Below are 3,754 nucleotides of genomic sequence, written 5' to 3' on the forward strand. Positions count from 1 at the left end.
GGTCGGAGCCGGGTAGTTTACCATAGTTCGACAAGAATCCAACTCAAAGAGCATATCCGAATATCCATCTGCATCTGTGGCTGTAACCTCTTCTCCGCCTTCCCGTTCCCGCGCTTTTGGCCTTTGGCCGCCGCTGGCCTTGGTTTTGCAGCGGCTGACCCAAGCGGTGCCGGTGCTGCTGTTGATCACGGTGCTCAGCTTTTTGCTCTTGCAGCTGGCCCCCGGAGATTTTTTGGATCCCTTGCGGGCGGATCCCAGTGTCAGCCAGGAGTTTATTGCCCAAGAGGAAGCGCGGCTGGGGTTGGATAAGCCCTTGGTTTGGCAGTACTTGACCTGGCTGGGCAACCTGCTGCAAGGGGATTTCGGGGTGAGCTACACCTATCGCGTGCCGGTAGCACAGCTCATCCTCTCCCGCGCCGGCGCTACCTTGCTGTTGGCGGTGTCCTCTGTGGTGCTGACTTGGCTGGTCGCCATTCCCCTAGGGATCCTGGGGGCGCTGCGGCAGAACACCCCCCTGGATCGGGCGTTGCAGTTGCTCAGCTACCTGGGCCAGGCCATGCCCAGCTTTGTGCTGGCCATTTTGCTGCTGATCGTGGCCCAGAATGTCGGCTGGCTGCCGGTGGGGGGGATGACCAGTGTTTATTTTGCCGAGCTTAGTTTGGGGGAAAAGTTGCTGGATCTGGGCCGCCACCTGCTCCTGCCCACGCTGGCCCTGAGCATCACCAGCTTTGCCGGGCTGCAGCGGATTACGCGCGGCAATTTCTTGGATGTGCTGCGGCAGGAATACATCCAGGCGGCGCGGGCCCGTGGGATCCCGGAGTGGCGGGTGATCTGGCTGCACGCGCTGCGCAACGCCGTCAACCCCTTGATCACGATCTTGGGCTTTGAGTTTGCCAATCTGCTCAGCGGCTCTTTTATTGCCGAGTTTTTCTTCAATTGGCCGGGGCTGGGCAAGCTGCTCTTGGAGGCTGTTCAAAGTTTCGACATCAATGTGGTGATGGCGGGGCTTCTGCTGGGGGCCGTGATGCTCATTCTGGGCAATTTGTTGGCCGATTTGCTCCTGATGTGGGTGGATCCCCGGATCCGACCCGACTCACTGCTGTAGTTAACCATTGCTGCTACGGATCCCTCAAACAGGCGGCTCAATTGTGGAGACAATATCCCGAATCACCGCCTCAGCCTCTTGCCGTCGGTTGCCGGCCATCTCTCCCGACCCGGCCAGAGAAACCCGATGGGTCAGTACCGGCACGAACAGTGCTTGCAGATCTTCTGGTAGACAAAAGCTGCGCCCCTTCACCAGCGCCTGGGCCCGTGCTGCCCGCGCCAAGGCCAGGGCTCCACGGGTGGATACCCCCGCCCGCAGCAGCTTGGACACGCGAGTGGCCTGCACCACCTGCAGAAGATAGTCCGCCAGGGATCCATCCAAATACACCTGATCCACCGCCGACTGAATCTCTCGCAACTCCATCAGGGAGAGAACCGGCTGCAGAGCATCCACCGGCTCGGCCTGTTGCCGTTGCAAGAGTAAAGCTCGCTCTACCTCAGGGCTGGGGTAGCCAATCGACAGCCGTACCAAAAACCGATCCAACTGGCTTTCTGGGAGGGGATAGGTGCCGTGGTACTCCAAAGGATTTTGGGTGGCCAACACCATAAATGGGCTGGGCAGCGGGTAGGTGCGATCGTCCAGCGAAACCTGCTTTTCCGCCATTGCCTCCAGCAGGGCACTTTGGGTGCGGGGCGAGGTGCGATTGATTTCATCCGCCAAGACCACGTGGGCAAAAATGGGGCCGGGACGAAATTCAAAATCCCCTTTTTCTTTGTTGAAAAGGGTGAGGCCAAGGATATCTGTCGGCAATAGGTCGCTGGTAAATTGAATCCGCTGAAACTTGGCTCCCAAACTGTGGGCGATGGCCCGCGCCAAAGTGGTCTTGCCTACACCGGGCACATCTTCAAGCAAAACATGACCTTCCGCAACCAAGGCCGTGACCACCGCCTGCACCACCTGCGATTTGCCCTGAAACACGGATTCGATATTGGCAATCAGCTTGCCAATCTGTTGGTGCAAGGTTTGTAATCGCTCCGCTGGGATCCGTGCTGAACCAGACCGGGTGCTGACACTCGCCATAAACCATTCCCAAAGGGGCCTATTCCACCTTACAGGCTGGATCCCATTGCCAGCTCAGGGCGGGATCCCGCTAAACCCCACTAAAAAACCGGAGTATCATAGACCTGAGCTCTCCACAAGGATGGATATCTTGGAACTGTCTTGCAAAAGTGAATATGCTCTCCTGGCCCTTCTGGAATTGGCCCAGCACTACAGCGATGGCCAGGTGCTGCAGATTAAAGAAATTGCGGCTCATCAGTCCATACCCGACCGCTACTTGGAGCAATTGCTGGCCACCTTGCGCAGACAGGGGTTGGTGCGCAGCCAACGGGGATCCAAGGGAGGCTACTTCCTGGCCCGAGCACCCTGGCAGATCTCGCTGCTGGATGTTATCCAGGCCATCGAGGGGGAAGATCTCACCCGCTCCCGCGACTTGCCCTCGGGCGATCTCACCCCAGAGCGGGAAGTGCTCCTGAAGGCCTGGCAAGATGCCCAAGCTGCGGCGGTAGCCATTCTCCAGAAGACCACCCTGCAAGACCTCTGCGACCGGCAGGCACAACAGCAACAAGCTCGGCTTATGTACTACATTTAAGCCAGAGGCTGGGATCCTTGGAAGGTTTTGGGTTATCCTGAAACCCATTGCTTTTTGAATTGAGCCCTTCCATGACCGTTCGCTCTTCTCGCTCTCAGGCTGCCGATACGTTTTCCGCGGAAGATTTTGCCCAGGCTTTAGACAAGCAAAACCTCAGCTTTCAACCGGGGCAGGTGGTGCAAGGCCGCATCTTCCAACATCAGAACGATGGCGCTCTGGTGGATATTGGTGGCAAATCCCCGGCCTTTTTGCCCCTCAAGGAAGCAGGGATCCGCCCAGGGGAAGATTTGAGTGCCCTCTTTCCCCTAAAAACAGAAGCCGAGTTTCTCATCCTGCGAGAAGATGCAGAGGGACAAATTGTGCTCTCGGCGCGGCGGCTGAGGCTGAAGCGGCTTTGGGAAGAGCTGGCCCAGAAGCAAGCCAACGGCCAGACGGTAACCGTTCCGGTGATCGCCACCAACAAAGGGGGGGTGGTGGTGGATGTGCAGGGGCTGCGCGGCTTCATTCCCCGCTCCCACCTCAGCCAACGGGAAAGTCTGGAGGAGTTGGTGGGGCAATCCTTGACAGCAAGCTTTATCGAGGTGAACCCAGAAGCCAACAAGCTGGTGCTCTCCCAAAGGGCGGCTGTAAAGTCCGAGAACCTGAGCCGCTACACCAGTGGCCAAGTGGTGGAAGGCAAAGTCAGCGGACTAAAACCCTTCGGTGTGTTTGTGGACTTGGAAGAAGGGGTAACCGGGCTGTTGCACATCAAGCAGGTCAGCCAAAGTTTTGTAGCCTCGCTACCGGATTTGTTCAAACCAGGCCAACGCATCAAAGCTGTTGTCATCGATGTGGATGAGGCCAAGGGACGGATGGCCCTCTCCCTGCGGGTGCTGGAAAAGCATCCGGGCGAGGTGCTGGAGCAGCTGGACAGGGTTATGGAGGAGGCCGAAGAGCGGGCCGGTAAACTCAAGGGGAGAATAACATCCGACGGCCAAGTCATCTGATCCCATCTCTGCCTCGAGTTCGGATGCAAAACCTGCAGAGGGAAAGCAAGACGCCTTACGGCAATCAGAGGA

At 58.0% G+C, this 3,754-nt stretch carries 4 protein-coding genes; 3 read left to right on the forward strand and 1 reads right to left on the reverse strand.

Annotated features, from left to right (window positions below; all coding sequences use genetic code 11):
- Positions 1–76: 76 nt before the first annotated feature.
- The gene (locus tag NW819_RS02635; RefSeq protein WP_414412801.1) at positions 77–1,105 is read left to right on the forward strand and encodes an ABC transporter permease; all 1,029 of its coding nucleotides are present in this window, start codon (positions 77–79) and stop codon (positions 1,103–1,105) included.
- A 24-nt stretch (positions 1,106–1,129) separates the two neighbouring features.
- Here NW819_RS02635 and NW819_RS02640 read toward each other — a convergent pair whose 3' ends face one another.
- The gene (locus NW819_RS02640) at positions 1,130–2,125 is read right to left on the reverse strand and encodes an AAA family ATPase (protein WP_414342457.1); all 996 of its coding nucleotides are present in this window, start codon (positions 2,123–2,125) and stop codon (positions 1,130–1,132) included.
- Positions 2,126–2,255: 130 nt separating this feature from the next.
- Between NW819_RS02640 and NW819_RS02645 the strand changes: the two genes are divergently transcribed.
- Positions 2,256–2,696 carry an RrF2 family transcriptional regulator gene (locus tag NW819_RS02645; protein WP_414332250.1) on the forward strand — a complete coding sequence of 147 codons (441 nt, stop codon included), beginning with the start codon at positions 2,256–2,258 and terminating at the stop codon, positions 2,694–2,696.
- A 71-nt stretch (positions 2,697–2,767) separates the two neighbouring features.
- Positions 2,768–3,682: a S1 RNA-binding domain-containing protein gene (locus tag NW819_RS02650; protein ID WP_414351627.1), complete on the forward strand. Its 915-nt coding sequence runs from the start codon at positions 2,768–2,770 to the stop codon at positions 3,680–3,682.
- The last annotated feature ends 72 nt before the right edge of the window (positions 3,683–3,754 follow it).

It is taken from the genome of Synechococcus sp. R8-2, assembly GCF_047461715.1.
GTDB lineage: Bacteria > Cyanobacteriota > Cyanobacteriia > Thermostichales > Thermostichaceae > Thermostichus.

Bases quoted from the DNA above. Each gene is read 5' to 3' on its own strand.
- NW819_RS02640 (WP_414342457.1), bottom strand. From the start codon at position 2,125: ATGGCGAGTGTCAGCACCCGGTCTGGTTCAGCACGGATCCCAGCGGAG.
- NW819_RS02650 (WP_414351627.1), top strand. From the start codon at position 2,768: ATGACCGTTCGCTCTTCTCGCTCTCAGGCTGCCGATACGTTTTCCGCG.